The 15,328-nt window shown below is 62.7% G+C and carries 18 protein-coding genes; 3 read left to right on the forward strand and 15 right to left on the reverse strand.

Annotated features, from left to right (window positions below):
* Positions 1 to 203: 203 nt before the first annotated feature.
* The gene (locus ACWTU7_RS24975; protein ID WP_455840796.1) at positions 204 to 560 is read right to left on the reverse strand and encodes a YciI family protein; all 357 of its coding nucleotides are present in this window, start codon (positions 558 to 560) and stop codon (positions 204 to 206) included.
* A 3-nt stretch (positions 561 to 563) separates the two neighbouring features.
* On the reverse strand, positions 564 to 968 hold the full coding sequence (locus tag ACWTU7_RS24980; RefSeq protein ID WP_455840795.1) for a hypothetical protein: 405 nt from the start codon (positions 966 to 968) through the stop codon (positions 564 to 566).
* On the opposite strand from ACWTU7_RS24980, the gene ACWTU7_RS24985 reads away from it, so the two are divergent.
* The gene (locus tag ACWTU7_RS24985; RefSeq protein ID WP_455840794.1) at positions 967 to 1,392 is read left to right on the forward strand and encodes an OsmC family protein; all 426 of its coding nucleotides are present in this window, start codon (positions 967 to 969) and stop codon (positions 1,390 to 1,392) included. The genes ACWTU7_RS24980 and ACWTU7_RS24985 overlap by 2 nt on opposite strands.
* Before the next feature lie 48 nt (positions 1,393 to 1,440).
* Here ACWTU7_RS24985 and ACWTU7_RS24990 read toward each other — a convergent pair whose 3' ends face one another.
* The 6 genes from ACWTU7_RS24990 to ACWTU7_RS25015 form a co-directional block, all read right to left on the reverse strand.
* Positions 1,441 to 2,082, reverse strand: a complete 642-nt coding sequence (locus ACWTU7_RS24990) for a YceH family protein (protein ID WP_455840793.1) — start codon at positions 2,080 to 2,082, stop codon at positions 1,441 to 1,443.
* Between the two features lie 46 nt (positions 2,083 to 2,128).
* Positions 2,129 to 2,908: a succinate dehydrogenase iron-sulfur subunit gene (locus tag ACWTU7_RS24995; protein ID WP_065007241.1), complete on the reverse strand. Its 780-nt coding sequence runs from the start codon at positions 2,906 to 2,908 to the stop codon at positions 2,129 to 2,131.
* A 64-nt stretch (positions 2,909 to 2,972) separates the two neighbouring features.
* Positions 2,973 to 4,811 (reverse strand): succinate dehydrogenase flavoprotein subunit, encoded by a 1,839-nt coding sequence (gene sdhA / locus ACWTU7_RS25000; RefSeq protein WP_287094104.1) that lies wholly within the window; start codon positions 4,809 to 4,811, stop codon positions 2,973 to 2,975.
* Positions 4,812 to 4,816: 5 nt separating this feature from the next.
* Positions 4,817 to 5,191, reverse strand: coding sequence for a succinate dehydrogenase, hydrophobic membrane anchor protein (gene sdhD / locus ACWTU7_RS25005; protein ID WP_210335001.1), 375 nt, complete (start codon positions 5,189 to 5,191; stop codon positions 4,817 to 4,819).
* A 23-nt stretch (positions 5,192 to 5,214) separates the two neighbouring features.
* A complete protein-coding gene (sdhC, locus tag ACWTU7_RS25010; protein ID WP_455840792.1) occupies positions 5,215 to 5,634 on the reverse strand; it encodes a succinate dehydrogenase, cytochrome b556 subunit in 420 nt (139 codons plus the stop codon).
* Positions 5,635 to 6,115: 481 nt separating this feature from the next.
* On the reverse strand, positions 6,116 to 6,451 hold the full coding sequence (locus ACWTU7_RS25015; protein ID WP_455840791.1) for a hypothetical protein: 336 nt from the start codon (positions 6,449 to 6,451) through the stop codon (positions 6,116 to 6,118).
* Positions 6,452 to 6,686: 235 nt separating this feature from the next.
* Between ACWTU7_RS25015 and ACWTU7_RS25020 the strand changes: the two genes are divergently transcribed.
* Complete coding sequence (locus ACWTU7_RS25020; protein WP_455840790.1) at positions 6,687 to 7,037, forward strand: hypothetical protein; 351 nt, start codon at positions 6,687 to 6,689, stop codon at positions 7,035 to 7,037.
* Here the strand turns inward: ACWTU7_RS25020 and ACWTU7_RS25025 are convergent.
* Together ACWTU7_RS25025 and ACWTU7_RS25030 are read right to left on the reverse strand one after the other, a co-directional pair.
* On the reverse strand, positions 7,021 to 8,244 hold the full coding sequence (locus tag ACWTU7_RS25025; RefSeq protein WP_455840789.1) for a diguanylate cyclase: 1,224 nt from the start codon (positions 8,242 to 8,244) through the stop codon (positions 7,021 to 7,023). The genes ACWTU7_RS25020 and ACWTU7_RS25025 overlap by 17 nt on opposite strands.
* A 52-nt stretch (positions 8,245 to 8,296) precedes the next feature.
* Positions 8,297 to 9,517 carry a diguanylate cyclase gene (locus ACWTU7_RS25030; RefSeq protein ID WP_455840788.1) on the reverse strand — a complete coding sequence of 407 codons (1,221 nt, stop codon included), beginning with the start codon at positions 9,515 to 9,517 and terminating at the stop codon, positions 8,297 to 8,299.
* 164 nt (positions 9,518 to 9,681) lie between these two features.
* Between ACWTU7_RS25030 and ACWTU7_RS25035 the strand changes: the two genes are divergently transcribed.
* Positions 9,682 to 9,993 carry a hypothetical protein gene (locus ACWTU7_RS25035; protein ID WP_029349343.1) on the forward strand — a complete coding sequence of 104 codons (312 nt, stop codon included), beginning with the start codon at positions 9,682 to 9,684 and terminating at the stop codon, positions 9,991 to 9,993.
* Positions 9,994 to 10,061: 68 nt separating this feature from the next.
* Here the strand turns inward: ACWTU7_RS25035 and leuC are convergent, their stop codons facing one another.
* The 5 genes from leuC to rplS form a co-directional block, all read right to left on the reverse strand.
* Entirely contained in the window at positions 10,062 to 11,471 is a 1,410-nt protein-coding gene (leuC, locus tag ACWTU7_RS25040) for a 3-isopropylmalate dehydratase large subunit (protein ID WP_029349344.1), read from the reverse strand.
* A gap of 294 nt (positions 11,472 to 11,765) precedes the next feature.
* Positions 11,766 to 12,401, reverse strand: coding sequence for a class I SAM-dependent DNA methyltransferase (locus ACWTU7_RS25045; protein ID WP_455840787.1), 636 nt, complete (start codon positions 12,399 to 12,401; stop codon positions 11,766 to 11,768).
* Positions 12,402 to 12,457: 56 nt separating this feature from the next.
* Positions 12,458 to 13,273, reverse strand: coding sequence for an amino acid ABC transporter permease (locus ACWTU7_RS25050; RefSeq protein WP_455840786.1), 816 nt, complete (start codon positions 13,271 to 13,273; stop codon positions 12,458 to 12,460).
* Between the two features lie 284 nt (positions 13,274 to 13,557).
* The gene (locus ACWTU7_RS25055; protein WP_029349350.1) at positions 13,558 to 14,355 is read right to left on the reverse strand and encodes a transporter substrate-binding domain-containing protein; all 798 of its coding nucleotides are present in this window, start codon (positions 14,353 to 14,355) and stop codon (positions 13,558 to 13,560) included.
* A gap of 262 nt (positions 14,356 to 14,617) precedes the next feature.
* A complete protein-coding gene (gene rplS, locus ACWTU7_RS25060; RefSeq protein WP_455840785.1) occupies positions 14,618 to 15,157 on the reverse strand; it encodes a 50S ribosomal protein L19 in 540 nt (179 codons plus the stop codon).
* Positions 15,158 to 15,328 lie beyond the last annotated feature (171 nt).

Genomic DNA, 15,328 nt, shown 5'->3' on the forward strand with positions numbered 1-15,328 from the left:
CTCGCGCGCCGCATCGTTCATGGCCTTCATCCGATACCACCAGAACGCCGCCGCTCCCAACAGCCCAATTGCAGCAATCAGTATATGCATGCCCGTGATCCCCAAACCGCAGCGACGATAGGAGAAGTGCAGCCTCGCTTCAACACGCAAAAGTTGCGCCCGCAGAGGAAACTGATTCAGCCGGACGCAAAACAGAATAATCTCTAGGACCCCGGCACGTTGTAGATCGCCCTGACCTCGATCGTGCCGATTTCGGCCAGAGGGATGCCGCCGGCAATCTCCATCGCCTCGTCGATATCCCCGGCCTCGATCATGACGAAGCCGAGCAATTGCTCCTTGGTTTCGGCAAAAGGGCCGTCGGTGACCAGCCGCCTGCCCTTGCGCCGGCGCACGCTTTTCGCGGTCTTCACCGATTGCAGCGCCTGCGCGATGATCAGCCGGCCGCTTTGCTCCACCGATTTGTCATAAGCCAGCGAGTCGGCGTCGAGCTTGGCCAACCTCTCCGGGCTCATTGCATAAAGGTCCTTTTCCTCACCGTAGACCAGGCAGACATATTTCATCTCTCATCTTCCTTGTTGGGACGAACCGTTGGCAACCGAGGTCCCAGCCGGGCTTTTGACCGCCGCATGATCGATAAGGGAAACCGCAATCCCGATGATGGCGACCGCCGCAAGCAGTCGACCGAAACCGGAAGGTGACCGATGCAACCAGTCGGCTTCTTGTTCAGCCGCCTTTCGGCCGGTGTCTCTCCAGTGGGCAGAAAACAACTCATTCATGTGATCCTCCATCCGGCCACGAAACTCGTGGCCGCCCGCAGGACGGCCGAGGCAGATGGAAGTCGACATTTTTGCAGGCGGATTTTTTGCGTCGCCATTGGCGCGAAAGCACGGGTGGCCTTCGCGCCCGCGCGCGCTATAGTCGATCAGACGCCGATCACGGCTCAGCCACCGCATCAAGGAGGAATTCATGGACCGCACCGCAAACGCCGTCTGGAAAGGCAATCTGAAAGAGGGCAAGGGCACGCTCGACACGCAGAGCGGGACTCTGAAAGGCACGCCCTACTCGTTCAAGATGCGCTTCGAGGACGAGAGCGGCAAATCCGGCACCAATCCGGAGGAACTGATCGCAGCGGCGCATGCCGGTTGCTTTGCCATGCAGCTTTCGCATGTCCTGGCCGAGAACGGCACCCCCGCCACCGAACTCGACGCCAAGGCCGTGGTGACGCTGATTCCGGGCACCGGCATCACCGGCAGCGCGCTCACACTGGTCGGCAAAGTGCCAGGCATCGATGCCGAGAAATTCCAGGAGCTGGCTGAACAGGCCAAGGCCGGGTGTCCGGTCTCAAAGGCGCTCGGCGCGATAAAAGTGTCACTCGACGCCAAGCTCGGCTGAGCGGCCGAACCTCGCGAACCGGCAGCGCAATAATGGACCGGCGGGGCGCTACTGTCCCTCGCCGGTCAGCGCGTTGATGCGTGCGCGCAGCTGTCCGACCTCTTCCTCGAGAGCTTGCACGCGTGCTTCGATGTCAGAGGCCGGCGAAGGTGATTGCAGGGGCGTTGCAGCCACCACCGGCGTCTGCACCGGCCCGCTCAAGAGATGCACATAGCGGTCCTCACGCTGGCCGGGTCCACGATCGATCTGCTGAACGAGCGGCGGCTTGCGGCCGATCAACAGGTCGAGATTGCTGCGAAGCTCGTCGATGGAGGGCAAACGCGCCATACGCTCGCTCCGCGCCAGCAATTCATAGGCGGTCTGCGGACCGCGCAGCAACAGCAGCCCAAGCAGCGCAATCTGCGCTGAGGTCAGCGAAAAGCGCTGCGCGACGACATGCTCGTAGCGCTCGACGCGCGAAGCAAAGACCTGCCTGACCAAGCCCTTGTGCTCAAGCTGGCCAAGCGCTCGTCTTACCTCGATAAGCTCGACCGACATCACCGGCTCGCGCGCCGTCTTCTGGTTGGCGGCGGCAAGTGCCGCATTGAGCGTCAGCGGGTAGATATCGGGCGTCAGTTCCTTCTTTTCGATCAGGCAACCGAGCACGCGCGCTTCGACGGGAGAAAGGATGGGCAGTTCGGTGTCGGTCATAGGTCGGCTATCCTTTTTAGCTGGATCGCGACATGCGCCGCCGAAGCTACACCCTTCTCTCGACCATCATCTTCTTGATCTCGGCGATCGCCTTGGCCGGATTGAGCCCCTTGGGGCAGGTCTGGGCGCAGTTCATGATGGTGTGGCAGCGATAGAGCCGGAACGGGTCTTCGAGGTTGTCGAGCCGTTCGCCCGTGGCCTCGTCCCGGGAATCGATCAGCCAGCGATAGGCCTGAAGCAGCGTCGCCGGGCCAAGATAGCGGTCGCCGTTCCACCAATAGCTCGGGCAAGAGGTCGAGCAGCAGGCGCATAATATGCATTCATAAAGCCCGTCGAGCTTTTCGCGGTCCTCATGGCTCTGCAGCCATTCCTTGGCCGGCTCGGGCGACACCGTCTTCAGCCATGGCTCGATCGAGGCGTGCTGGGCGTAGAAATTGGTGAGATCGGGCACCAGATCCTTGACCACCGGCATATGCGGCAGCGGATAGACCTTGATCGCGCCGGAAATGTCGTCGCAGCCCTTGGTGCAGGCGAGCGTGTTCGAGCCGTCGATATTCATGGCGCAGGAGCCGCAGATGCCCTCGCGGCAGGAGCGGCGCAGCGTCAGCGTCGGGTCGATCTTGTTTTTGATGTAGAGCAGCGCATCAAGCACCATCGGCCCGCAATCGTCCATGTCGACGAAATAGGTATCCATGCGCGGGTTCTCGTCATCGTCCGGCGACCAGCGGTAGATGCGGTACTCGCGCAGATTGGTCGCGCCCTCCGGTTTCGGCCAGGTTTTCCCGGCCTTGATCTTCGAGTTTTTCGGAAGCGTGAGTTCGACCATTACCTCAGGTCCTTTCGGATGACGAGCTTCAGCCCGGACCAAGTCCCGTTCACGGCGGCCATCGTCAATACACTCTCGCCTTGGGAGCGATCTTGGCCAGGTTGATGCCGCCGTCTGCTTCGCTAAGCAGCGGCTCGGTGTGCACCGGCCGGTAGCTGAGCGACACCTCGCCGTCTTCGCTGAGCCGGGCCAGCGTATGCTTGCGCCAGGCCAGATCATCACGAGCCGAAAAATCTTCCCGCGCATGCGCGCCGCGGCTCTCCTTGCGCGCCTCGGCGCCGTAGACGGTGGTGATGGCGTTGGCCATCAGATTTTCCAGCTCAAGCGTCTCGACCAGGTCGGAGTTCCAGATCATCGAGCGGTCGAACACTTTTACGTCCTTGAGCTCGGCCCAGATCTGCGAAATGCGCTTGCAGCCGCTTTCCAGCGATTCCTGCGTGCGGAACACCGCCGCATCGTCCTGCATCGCCTTCTGCATCTTTTCACGCAAAACCGCCGTCGGCGTCGAGCCGTTGGCGTGACGCAGCCGGTCGAAGCGGTCCATGATCTTCTCGACCGCGGCTTCGTTGGGCGACGGGATCGCGGCGTTGCGGTCGATCACCTGGCCTGCCCGGATCGCCGCAGCGCGGCCGAACACCACCAGATCGATCAGCGAGTTGGAGCCCAGCCGGTTGGCGCCATGCACCGAGGCGCAGCCGGCCTCGCCAACCGCCATCAGCCCTGGCGACACCTGGTCCGGGTTCAAGGCGGTGGGGTTGAGCACCTCGCCCCAGTAATTGGTCGGCACGCCGCCCATATTGTAGTGGACCGTCGGCAGCACCGGGATCGGCTCCTTGGTCAGATCGACGCCGGCAAAGATTTTTGCCGATTCCGAAATCCCCGGAAGTCTCTCGTGCAAAACGGCCGGATCGAGGTGGTCGAGGTGGAGAAAAATATGGTCCTTGTTCTTGCCGACGCCGCGTCCCTCGCGAATCTCCAGCGTCATGCAGCGCGAGACGACGTCGCGCGAGGCAAGGTCCTTGGCCGACGGCGCGTAGCGCTCCATGAAGCGCTCGCCTTCGGAGTTGACGAGATAGCCGCCCTCGCCGCGCGCGCCCTCGGTGATCAGGCAGCCGGCGCCGTAGATGCCGGTCGGGTGGAACTGCACGAACTCCATATCCTGCAGCGGCAGCCCGGCCCGCGCTGCCATGCCGCCGCCGTCGCCGGTGCAGGTGTGCGCCGAGGTCGCCGAGAAATAGGCGCGGCCATAACCGCCTGTCGCCAGCACCACCATTTTTGCCGAGAAGCGGTGGATGGTGCCGTCGTCGAGGTTCCAGGCGACGACGCCGGTGCAGGTGCCGTCCGGCTCCATGATCAGGTCGAGCGCGAAATACTCGATGAAGAACTGGGCGTTGTTCTTCAGCGACTGGCCGTAGAGCGTATGCAGGATGGCGTGGCCGGTGCGGTCGGCCGCCGCACAGGTGCGCTGCACCGGCGGGCCGTCGCCGAAATTCATCATGTGGCCGCCGAACGGCCGCTGGTAGATCTTGCCTTCTTCGGTGCGCGAGAACGGCACGCCGTAATGCTCAAGCTCGTAGACGGCGGCAGGTGCTTCGCGCACCAGATATTCCATGGCGTCGACATCGCCGAGCCAGTCCGACCCCTTGACGGTGTCGTACATGTGCCACTGCCAGGAATCGGGGCCCATATTGGACAGCGAGGCGGCGATGCCGCCTTGAGCGGCGACCGTATGCGACCGCGTCGGGAAAACCTTGGTGATGCAGGCGGTGCGCAGTCCCTGTTCGGCCATGCCGAGCGTGGCGCGCAGGCCGGCGCCGCCGGCGCCGACGACCACCACGTCGAACTTGTGGTCGACGTAGCTATAGGCGGACGCCGTGTTGGCGTTTTTCGCGTCCTTGGCCAAAATTTTCAGCCTCCAAATGCCAGTTTGAGCAGGGCGAAGATCGAGGCGACGCCGACCACCACGGGAAAGAATGTGTTGAGTGCGAGCAGCGCCAGCCTCATGCCCTCGCCATGCACATAGTCCTCGATGATCGCCTGCATGCCGAGGCGCATATGGTAGAGCCCGGACAAGAGCACCAGGGCCAGGACCAGCGCCACGAACGGGTTGGCAAGTGCGGCGCGCACTTCCGCATAGCCGGCGCCGTTCAACGCGATCAGGAAGCCGACGAAGAACAGGATCAGCGGGATGTTGGCGATCGCCGTCAGGCGCTGGCGCCAGAAATGCTCCGTGCCCTCGCGGGCGGAGCCGAGGCCGCGGACCTTCGCCAGCGGCGTCCGCATGTCGGTGTTGCGGTGGCTCACGATCAGGCTCCCCGTGCCATGTAGCCGGCGATCCAGATCAGCAGCGTCAGCACGATCGAGCCGGCCAGCGTCGCCCAGGCCATCCTGGAGGCCGTGTCCTTTTCAAGGCCGGCCCCGGTATCCCAGATCAGATGGCGCACGCCGCCCAGCATGTGGTGCATCAGCGCCCAGGTATAGAAGAACAGCACCAGCCGTCCCAGCCACGAGCCGAAGGCCCAGTTGACGGCATCGAAGGTGGATTGCGAGCTCGCCGCCGCCATCAGCCACAGCGCGACCAGCAGCGTGCCGAAATAAAGCGCCCCACCGGTGATGCGATGGATGATCGACATCGTCATCGTGATCGGCGGTCGATAGACGGTCAGATGCGGCGAAAGCGGCCGTTCACGTCTTGCAAATTCGCGGGTGGCTGGTGATTTGCTCATGGCTCCCCCAGTTCGGCGTCTCTGGAGCCCCAGGGGAAATGCGGCGTTACCGCTTCCGGTTGCGACTTCGGACAGCCGGTTTCTAATGCGCTTTTTGCACCGCGTCAAAGCCGGAAAATCGTTTCGAAAACGTAATTTAGTCTGACAAAAGGGCGGTGTTTCGCTTCAATCGATTAGGGCGCGAGCCAAAGCCGGCGCAATGTTCGCTGCAGTGCGGCATATCTGCCCGACCAAGCAGTCCAGGGTGTGTTGAGATTCAGGTCAGGCCGCGCCGAAAATGGTGGATGCCGAGAACCGGAGCGGAGCGTACATTTCGATACGTGAGCCCGCGCATGATCACGAAATCGAATTCGTTTCGGAAAGGTCATGCGCAAAATCAAAGTTCTACAGCGTCCTTTGCGCGCCTAAGAGGCAGCGCTGTAGGGAAGCGCATGGATCCACCATTTGCAGGCCGGCATCACCTGAATATCGACACACCCGGTCAGCGGGTGCAGGTCAGCGGCGTCTTACCGCCCTTCATCACCAGCGCGTCGCGTCCGTCGATCACGATTGCGTCATGCGCCGCGCCGAAGCGGCTGCTTTGATTGGCGGGCGAGGCCGGCAGGTCCTCGCTGGCGCCGTCCGGGCCAAGCACGCGCACCGAAGTGCCGAGGTTTTCGATGGTGATCCTTGTGCCATCAACGCAACTGTAGGTGGCGGTGCGCGGCTGTGGTGAATCGGTCGCGGTGGCCGGCGCATTGGTCTGCGAGACGCAGGCAACGGTGATCAGCAATGGAACATGGACAAGCGTCACCCGAAACGTCCGGCTTAACGCCATATGCTGCTGCCTCCCTACGCGTCAATCCAGCCGCGATGCGTGGCCAAGATCACCCGCGCCGGCCGCGATGGTGCGGGCAAGCATGGCCGAAAGATGGCCGCAGGCTTCCAACGCGCCGGATATTAACCATGGTTGCCGAGATCTGGCTGCCAGCAGGCCTGGCCTCTTAACAAAGGTTAATAAAAGGTTAATTTATGATTCGAGGAAGACTCGCCTCTGACAAATGGGGGACGCCATGCATTCGAATTCAGGCAGATCGCGCCTTACGGCGCTCATCCTGGTGGCGGTGGTCATCGGCCTCGCAGCACCGGCAATCGCCGGGACGCGCGACCGCGTCTACGCCGATTCTTTTGGCAATCTCGTCATCGAAAGCGCCGCCGGCTACAAGCGCATCCTCGTTGGCGAGGGCAGCCTGGCCAAGGAACTGTCGGACTACACCGGCGCCGGCCAGCCCAAAATCTATGAAAACGACGCGGATGACGTCAGCAGCCGCGACTGCTACAGGCCGCCGGTTTTCGTGAAGGGCCGCAGTTATATGTATGGGCTTTCCGACGGCGAGATGCCGGAACTCAGCCCCTGCCGCTGATCTTCGGCCCGGCGTTGGCAACAGCCGTCTGCCGGGCGGCGATTGATCCTATCGAGATGCGCACGCAATCGCGTCCGCTGCCCTTCGCCTGATAGAGCGCTTCGTCGGCGCGCCGCAGCAGGTCGGAAAACCCTTCGGCCGGGTGAAGCTCGGCAACGCCGAAGCTGGCGGTGCAACGATGGTCCGCCGGCAGACAGTCGATCGGCAAGGCCCCGAAAGCGCTGCGCGTCCCTTCGGCGAAGAGCCGCGCGGCGGCGAGGTTGGTTCCCGGCAGGATGATGGCGAATTCCTCACCACCGATGCGACCGGCGACGTGATGATCGGCGGCCGCATCACGCAGGAAGCCGGCAAAGGCTTCGATGACCCGGTCGCCGGACGCGTGGCCGAAACTGTCGTTGATGCTCTTGAAATGATCGAGGTCGGCGATGACCAGGGCGACCGGAATACCCTTGCGCACGGCGTCACGCATCGCCAACTCGGCATGACGTTCGAAGCCGCCGCGGTTGAGCAACCTCGATAGCGTGTCCGTCTCCGACTTCGACGTCGCCTCGGCGAGCACGTCGCGGACCAGGATGACCAGAATGAGAAGCGCGATTGTCAGGCCGAACACCGTGCCGAGCGATTGCGACACCAGAGCGTAGTTGCTCTGCAGATAGGCCTGCGGATTGACACCCCAGCCGCCCATTGCATGGGCGATGAACGGCTTGCTCACGAATTGCAGGGCGCTGGCCGTCAGAACGGCCATCAACGCATGGTCGAGCCAGTCGCGTCTTTGCCTGGACGACCAGACGATGCCGACGCCGACGAACTGCATGGCCGCATAGGGAAGCTGGTAGGCCATCATGCGGGCAAACGACTGGCGCGGCAGGTCCTGCACGAAATACACGGCCACGGTGGCCGCAAACAGGAAGACGAGCATCGGCGCCCAGCGCGGCGCCACGCCGTATTTATGGGCAAGCCCGCCATTGAAGGCGATGGTGGCGCCCAGGAAAACGGCGAAACCCGCGACGACTGCCGGTCGCGCATTTTCGAAGATCGGAATGCTGAACTCGATGGCGAAATAGGCCATCCCGAGCAGATAACCGAAGACCAGCCAGCGCGCCGGCGCGCGCGCCACATCGTTGAACGAGATGGTCATGAAGGCAGCCGCCAACAGGCCGGCGACGAGCAAGTTGATTGCAAGGATGAACTCTGCGCCGCCGCCCATGTGGTTTTTCGCACTCCCTGCGCCAGCAAATCATGAACGGGCGAAAAAGACGTTAACGTCGGCCTAGAGCGGGATGATCAGCGGCTTTGAGCGGTTCCACAACGAGCACCGTTTCCGACCGTTCATGGGATAGCTGCACGCTGTCGCGGCCGTTCCTCTTGGCTTTGTAAAGCGCCTCGTCGGCGCGGCGCATCAGCGGCTCCAGCCCTTCCTCGCCGGTGCGGGCCGCCACGCCGAAGCTCGCCGTCACTCTTGTACCGTGCGGAAGCCCGTCGATGCTGCCCGCCGAATAGAGCGTGCGAATGGCTTCGGCAAACAGCCTTGCCACGCCAAGGTCGCTCAGCGGCAAAAGCACGGCGAACTCCTCGCCACCGATGCGGCCGGCGACGCCGCTGGTGCCGGCAGCCGATAGAAGCTTGGCGGCGAAGTCGGCGATCACGCGATCGCCCGCGGCATGCCCGTGCAGATCGTTGAGCGCCTTGAAATGATCGAGGTCGGCGAGCACCAGCGCGACCGGCAGTTTGGCGGTGGCGCAGTGCTGCAGGAGCAGCGTGGCGCGCTCCTCGAAACCGCGGCGGTTGAGCAGGCCCGACAGCGGGTCGGTGTACGCCTCGGCCTTCAGCGCTTTCATCACGTCGAGTGCAGCAGCGCAAAACAGGCAAAGCGCGATGAGCAAGGACAGCAGCGCATGCGACAGCAGCGCCGTTGTCCAGTAGGACGAGGCATAGAACCCGTCATAGCTTTGGTAAGGTCCATGCGCGATGACGATTACGAGGGTGCGCACGAAGAAGTTCAACCCGGAAAGCAGCGACAGCACGAACAGGATCATTTCCGTCGGGCCCTTGTCGCGCACCACGCGCAGTTCGGCGGCGACAACCAGACTGAGGCCGCCGAAAGCGAAATTCATCACCAGGATTCGCCAGGTGAGATCCGGCTGGAAGAACATGAACCAGCAAAAAGCGGCCAGGCCGCCGCTCGCCAGGACGCCGATCGCGACAAAGGGCACGCGCCGTCCATAACGCGTCACGATCGCGCCAGCGAGACCACAGGCGGCGATGGTGAAGCAGAGGTTGGAGAGTAGCTTGGTCGGCGCCATGCCGATGGGCAGCGTGAAATACTGCAACAGGAAACCGGCCGCCGAAAGCCAGTAGCTGGCGGCGAGCACGGCCAGATAGGGACGGTGACGCTGATAGAACCACAGCACGAGAAACACCGTGCCGAGCGCAAGCGCGATCGTCGGGTTGAGCAACCCTATCAGCAGACCGGTGTCCAAGGGACCGTGACCCCCACGCTTCCGTCAGGCAAGACCTTAAGAGCGGAAGCCCGAACAAGCGGTTAAGCAAAGTCGAATATGCGCAAGGTCGCCGATGAAGCTGCTGTACGGAACTTGAAACCGCGGCCGGCGTTTTCGGGCAGCAGCCAAGAGGAGACGCTTTCATGGCCGATACGATCATGCTGACCGACCACGACGCAATTCGTTCATGGGCCGCGGCGCGCGCTGGATTTCCGGCAATCGTCGACGTGTCGCCCGAAGCAGGGACCCAAGCCCTGCTGAGGCTGGTCTTCGGCCAGCACGCCTATCAGGACCAGGATCAGGCCGAACGCCCGACCAACGCGGGCGGCTACGAACTGGTTGAATGGGACGAGTGGTTCAAGCTGTTCGACGAACGCCAACTGGCGCTGGTGGTCGCCGCAGAGCAACCCGGCCGGCGTGAGCAATTCCATGAACTCGTCAGGCGCCCGGCGTGAAAAGAGCCCGAACCGTATCGCGGTTCGGGCTCTGGTAGGCACTCATATGCGGACAGTGGCAGCCTGAGTTATTTCCACTCGCGGATGTCGACGAAATGGCCGGCGATCGCCGCTGCCGCCGCCATGGCCGGCGACACCAGATGGGTGCGGCCCTTGAAGCCCTGACGGCCCTCGAAATTGCGGTTCGAAGTCGAGGCGCAGCGCTCATGCGGCTTCAGCCGATCGTCATTCATGGCAAGGCACATCGAGCAGCCCGGCTCACGCCAGTCGAAGCCGGCGGCGACAAAGATCTTGTCGAGACCCTCGGCCTCCGCCTGCTCCTTGACCAGACCGGAGCCCGGCACGATCATCGCATTGACCCGCGGATTGACCGTTTTGCCCTCGATCACCTTGGCGGCGGCGCGCAGATCCTCGATGCGGCCGTTGGTGCAGGAGCCGATGAAGACGCGGTCGAGCGCGATATCGGTGATCCTGGTGCCCGGCGTCAGGCCCATATAGTCGAGCGCGCGCTGCTTGGAGGTGCGCTTGTTCTCATCAGTGATATCGTCGGGGTTCGGCACGATGCCCTGGACCGAGACGACATCCTCGGGGGAGGAGCCCCAGGACACGATCGGCGGCAATTTCGCCGCGTCGAGCACGACCACCTTGTCGAAATGCGCGCCTTCGTCGGACTGCAGCGTCTTCCAGTAGGCGAGCGCGGCATCCCACGCCTCGCCCTTCGGCGCGCGCGGCTTGTCCTTGACATAGGCAAAGGTCGTCTCGTCAGGCGCGATCAGACCGGCCCGGGCGCCGCCCTCGATCGACATATTGCAGATGGTCATGCGGCCTTCCATGGACAGCGCGCGGATCGCCTCGCCGGCATATTCGATGACATAGCCGGTGCCGCCGGCAGTGCCGATCTCGCCGATGATCGCCAATATGATGTCCTTGGCGGTGACGCCCTCCGGCAACACGCCGTCGACGCGCACCAGCATGTTCTTGGCCTTGCGCTGGATCAGCGTCTGCGTGGCCAGCACATGCTCGACTTCCGAGGTGCCGATGCCGTGCGCCAATGCGCCGAAAGCGCCATGCGTCGAGGTGTGGCTGTCGCCGCAGACGATGGTCATGCCGGGCAGCGTGAAGCCCTGCTCAGGACCGATGATATGGACGATGCCCTGGCGGATATCCTTCTCGGAATAATATTCGACGCCAAAATCCTTGGCGTTCTTGGCCAGCGCCTCGACCTGGATGCGGCTTTCCTCATTCTTGATGCCGAACTTGCGCTCCGGCGAAGTCGACACATTGTGATCGACCACGGCCAGCGTCTTTTCCGGATGCCGGACCTTTCTGCCGGTCATGCGCAGGCCTTCGAAGGCTTGCGGGCTGGTCACTTCATGGACGAGATGACGGTCGATGTAGAGCAGGCAGGTGCCGTCGTCCTGGCGATCGACGACATGGTCGTCGAATATCTTGTCGTAGAGGGTGCGAGGTGCGCTCATGTGCGTAAATCCGTCGATATGAAAATGGGAAAGGACAAGCGCCGGCTAGCCGGCGAACACGGCCTAGCGAAGTCGGCTGGTCAGAGCGCCGGAAACGCGCGCCGAGAATCGCGACGGCAGGCGTTTTCTGTCCTGCAGCACGAAGCCCTTGTAGGCCGGATCGCCAAAAAGCTGTTCCATGGCGTGGCTCATACCAATGTTTTGGGTTTTCGGCAATCGCGGCTGCCCTCGCAGAACCTGGGTTCCTCGCCCTGCTGCGCGGGGGCGAGGAACCCAAGTCCTGCAAACCGGTGCTCAAACCACCTCGAACACGAAGGTCTTCACCAGCGCCTCGGGCTCGGCAATCGCATAGCAGCGGAACCACGGGCTTTCCTCGATCGGCCGCCATTTTTCGTTGTGCTCCAGTTCGGCAAAGACATCACGAAAACCGCCGCTCTCGAACACCTGGTCGCGAACGGTGAAGATGGCGTGGCCACCCTTTTTCGTGATGCGCACCAGTTCATACAGGCCGGACGCCGGCGCGTGGCTGATGGTGAACACGCCGGTCGAGAAGAAGGCGCGGAAATAGCCGTCCGGCCAAGGCAGCGGACCGCCAAGCATCGCCTGCTTCAGCTCGCTGTAGGCCTGGCGGCTGCCGGCGATTTTCAGCATGTCCTCCGACAGGTCGAGCCCGGCGACGTCCCGATAGCCGAGCGCCTTGAGCGACGGTCCCGACAGACCGGTGCCGCAGCCGGCGTCGAGCAGCGGCCCCTCGCCTGATGACACATGGCGCGCCACCCAGGCGGCGATCAGGAACGGCAGGAGATAGCCGAGCGAGGCGGTTTCGCTGTCATAGGTCGCAGCCCATGCGGCATAGGCCTCCGCCAGCGCTTTCGGCGTATCTGCCGTATAGACGGAATCCAGTGCCGCGTTGGCTTTGTCGATGTTCATGGATCAATTCCTCTGCAACCCGACAGGTCAATCGTAGCGCCGACTTCGCCCGCCGGCTATTGCTCATGCTGGCGGCGCAGCCGCTTCTCCAACCCCCGCAAGGCCAGCGACAGGCCGACCGTCAGGATAAGATAGATATAGGCGACGATCGAATAGGTTTCGAAGAAGCGGAACGAGCCGGCGGCGTAGATCTTGCCCATCTGGGTGATGTCGGCGACGCCGAGCACCGAGACCAGCGAGGAATCCTTGACCATGGCGACGAAATCATTGCCGAGCGGCGGCAGGATGGTGCGGATCGCCTGCGGAAAGACGATCAGCCGGAAACGCTGCGTGCGGGTCAGCCCCAGCGCCTTCGCGGCCTCGATCTGGCCCTTCTCGACTGCCTGGATGCCGGCGCGGAAGACCTCCGAGATGAACGCGGAGTAGCCGATGGTCAGCGCCATGATGGCGCGCCACAGCAACGACACGTCGCGCACCAGCAGTTCTCCGAAGAGACCCGCATTTTGCAATGGCGCGGTCACTGCGTTCCACGCCGCTACGAAGGCCGGCGCCCCGGCGAAGGCGATCCAGAACAACAGCACCAGCATCGGCACGCCGCGGATGATCTCGACATAGAAGCGAGCGATCTGGCGCAGCCAGCGCGATTTCGACAGCCCCATCAGCGCAATGCCGAGCCCGATTGCCGAGGCCAGCGCGAAGGCGACCATCGTGACGAAGACGGTGATGCCGATGCCCTTGGCGACGGTCGCGAAAACCTGGGCATAGAGGTCGCTTGCGGCGATGAAGATAGCGGCTGCCACGGCGAGCGCCGCAGCCACGGCAAGCCACCACGGGAAGTCGGTTTTGGACTTGGACGATGCGGGCGTTGCCATTTAACCGATACCGGCAAAGCATGCTTTGCCGAAGCTAAGCGCCAAGCCATCCCCCTCTGGCCTGCCCTCTTCGCTAACACTTGGCATCTCCCCCTCAACGGGGGAGATCGGCAGCTTTGACCTCGCCGCCCATTCTGCAAGATTGGAAATTGGCGAAAGCCGGTGCGACATCCAATCTCCCCCCTTGAGGGGGAGATGTCCGACAGGACAGAGGGGGGTGTACGAGCGCAGAGCCAGCGCGAGTTCCGGCGCACTACCGTCACGCAACGCGCGCGACAAAAGTTTTACTGTCCCATCTTGTAATCAAGAAACCATTTCTTGTTTAGCGCGTCGAGCGTGCCGTCAGCCTTCAGTGCGGCGATCGCTGCATTGACCGGCTTCACCAGATCCGAGCCCTTGGGGAAGATGAAGCCGAAATCCTCGGTGCCGAGCGGTCCGCCGATAAGCTTCAGCCCGCCGTTGGACGCCTCGACATAGCCCTTGCCGGCAGTGCCATCGGTCAGCACGACATCGACGTCGCCGGTCTTCAGCGCCTGCACCGTCGCGCCGAATGTTTCGAACAGTTTGATGCGCGGGTTCTGCTCATTGCCGTCGAGCACGCTGTAGACGGCGGTGTAGAACGGCGTCGTGCCGGCCTGTGCGCCGATCAGCCCATCCTTGAAGGCGCCGAACGTCTTGGCGTCGGTGAAGCGCTTCTCATCGCCACGCACCAGCATAAACTGTTCCGAGCGCATGTAGGGGTCGGAGAAATCGACCTTCTGCTTGCGGTCGTCCTTGATGGTGATGCCGGTCATCCCGATGTTGTACTGATTGTCGGAAACCGCCTGGATCATCGCATCCCAAGAGGTATTCTGGTATTCGACCTGGAAATTCAGCCGCTTGGCAATCTCGTTCATTGCGTCATATTCCCAGCCGATCTGCTTGCCGGTCTTGGCATCGATGAACTGCAGTGGCGGATAGGCGTTTTCCGTCACAACCACCACCTTCTTGCCGCCGAGATCGGGCAGCGCCTGCGCCAGGGCGGCGACGGGCGCAAGAATCAAAGCCAACAGGCCGGCTAACAGCAGTTTCGATTTGGTCATGGTACACCCCGAGAATTTGAACGGCCTCGACATTGTCGAGGCTTGCAGGAAATCCGGCGCCGACTTTAGCTTTCCGCAGGCACCTTGCAAGCCGGTCCGATGCGCCGTTCGACCCGAAAATGGATTCCGATGCTTTCAACGCCGGGATTACGAAACGATCCGTTTCGATTGCGCACTGATGCGGCCCGGCAAGATCGAATCCATCCCGCGAAACAAAAAGGCGGCCGAAGCCGCCTTTCCGAAACATCGGTTTAAAGACGCCTTATTCGGCGACGGCCGTTTCCGCAGCCTTGGCGGCCTCGTCGGCGGCCTTCTTCTCGGCGGCGTCCTGCGCCGCCTTCTCGGCGGCCAGCGCCTGGGCGGCGGCCACCTTCTCGGCCTCGATGCGGGCCTTCTCGGCGTTCAGCGCATCGCGCTCCTCATCGTTCAGCTTGCGGGCGCGGACGCCGGTGTTTTCCGAAATGCGGGCCGACTTGCCGCGGCGATCGCGCAGGTAATAGAGCTTGGCGCGGCGCACCTTGCCGCGGCGCACGATCTCGACGCCTTCGACCATCGGCGAAAAGACCGGGAACACGCGCTCCACGCCTTCGCCGTAGGAAATCTTGCGAACGGTGAAATTCTCCTGGAAACCCGCGCCGGCGCGGGCGATGACAACGCCCTCATAAGCCTGGACGCGGGTGCGGGTGCCTTCGGTCACGCGGACCTGGACACGCACGGTATCGCCGGGCTGGAATTCGGGAAGCTTGCGCTTGGCTTCGATCTTGGCGGCCTGTTCGGCCTCGAGCTGACGGAGGACATCCATCTCTACAAATCCACTTCTTGTTCTTCCGACAGTCAGAGCGTCCGACACTCGCCTTGCAGTTCCATCGACCGCTCGGCTATGCCCTTTGTCGCGAGAACATCGGGCAGGGGCGACTACACCGTCATTGTTGACGGGTCCGGCAGATTGTTCTTCCGGTTCGGCGCGCACATA

Source organism: Mesorhizobium sp. BHscii, from assembly GCF_053848065.1.

Excerpts from the sequence above, each read along its gene's own strand:
- ACWTU7_RS24975 (WP_455840796.1), bottom strand. The coding sequence starts at position 560 with ATGAAATATGTCTGCCTGGTCTACGGTGAGGAAAAGGACCTTTATGCA.
- ACWTU7_RS24985 (WP_455840794.1), top strand. The coding sequence starts at position 967 with ATGGACCGCACCGCAAACGCCGTCTGGAAAGGCAATCTGAAAGAGGGC.
- ACWTU7_RS24980 (WP_455840795.1), bottom strand. The coding sequence starts at position 968 with ATGAATTCCTCCTTGATGCGGTGGCTGAGCCGTGATCGGCGTCTGATC.
- ACWTU7_RS24990 (WP_455840793.1), bottom strand. The coding sequence starts at position 2,082 with ATGACCGACACCGAACTGCCCATCCTTTCTCCCGTCGAAGCGCGCGTG.
- ACWTU7_RS24995 (WP_065007241.1), bottom strand. The coding sequence starts at position 2,908 with ATGGTCGAACTCACGCTTCCGAAAAACTCGAAGATCAAGGCCGGGAAA.
- sdhD (WP_210335001.1), bottom strand. The coding sequence starts at position 5,191 with ATGCGGACGCCGCTGGCGAAGGTCCGCGGCCTCGGCTCCGCCCGCGAG.
- sdhC (WP_455840792.1), bottom strand. The coding sequence starts at position 5,634 with ATGAGCAAATCACCAGCCACCCGCGAATTTGCAAGACGTGAACGGCCG.
- ACWTU7_RS25015 (WP_455840791.1), bottom strand. The coding sequence starts at position 6,451 with ATGGCGTTAAGCCGGACGTTTCGGGTGACGCTTGTCCATGTTCCATTG.
- ACWTU7_RS25020 (WP_455840790.1), top strand. The coding sequence starts at position 6,687 with ATGCATTCGAATTCAGGCAGATCGCGCCTTACGGCGCTCATCCTGGTG.
- ACWTU7_RS25025 (WP_455840789.1), bottom strand. The coding sequence starts at position 8,244 with ATGGGCGGCGGCGCAGAGTTCATCCTTGCAATCAACTTGCTCGTCGCC.
- ACWTU7_RS25035 (WP_029349343.1), top strand. The coding sequence starts at position 9,682 with ATGGCCGATACGATCATGCTGACCGACCACGACGCAATTCGTTCATGG.
- leuC (WP_029349344.1), bottom strand. The coding sequence starts at position 11,471 with ATGAGCGCACCTCGCACCCTCTACGACAAGATATTCGACGACCATGTC.
- ACWTU7_RS25045 (WP_455840787.1), bottom strand. The coding sequence starts at position 12,401 with ATGAACATCGACAAAGCCAACGCGGCACTGGATTCCGTCTATACGGCA.
- ACWTU7_RS25050 (WP_455840786.1), bottom strand. The coding sequence starts at position 13,273 with ATGGCAACGCCCGCATCGTCCAAGTCCAAAACCGACTTCCCGTGGTGG.
- ACWTU7_RS25055 (WP_029349350.1), bottom strand. The coding sequence starts at position 14,355 with ATGACCAAATCGAAACTGCTGTTAGCCGGCCTGTTGGCTTTGATTCTT.
- rplS (WP_455840785.1), bottom strand. The coding sequence starts at position 15,157 with ATGGATGTCCTCCGTCAGCTCGAGGCCGAACAGGCCGCCAAGATCGAA.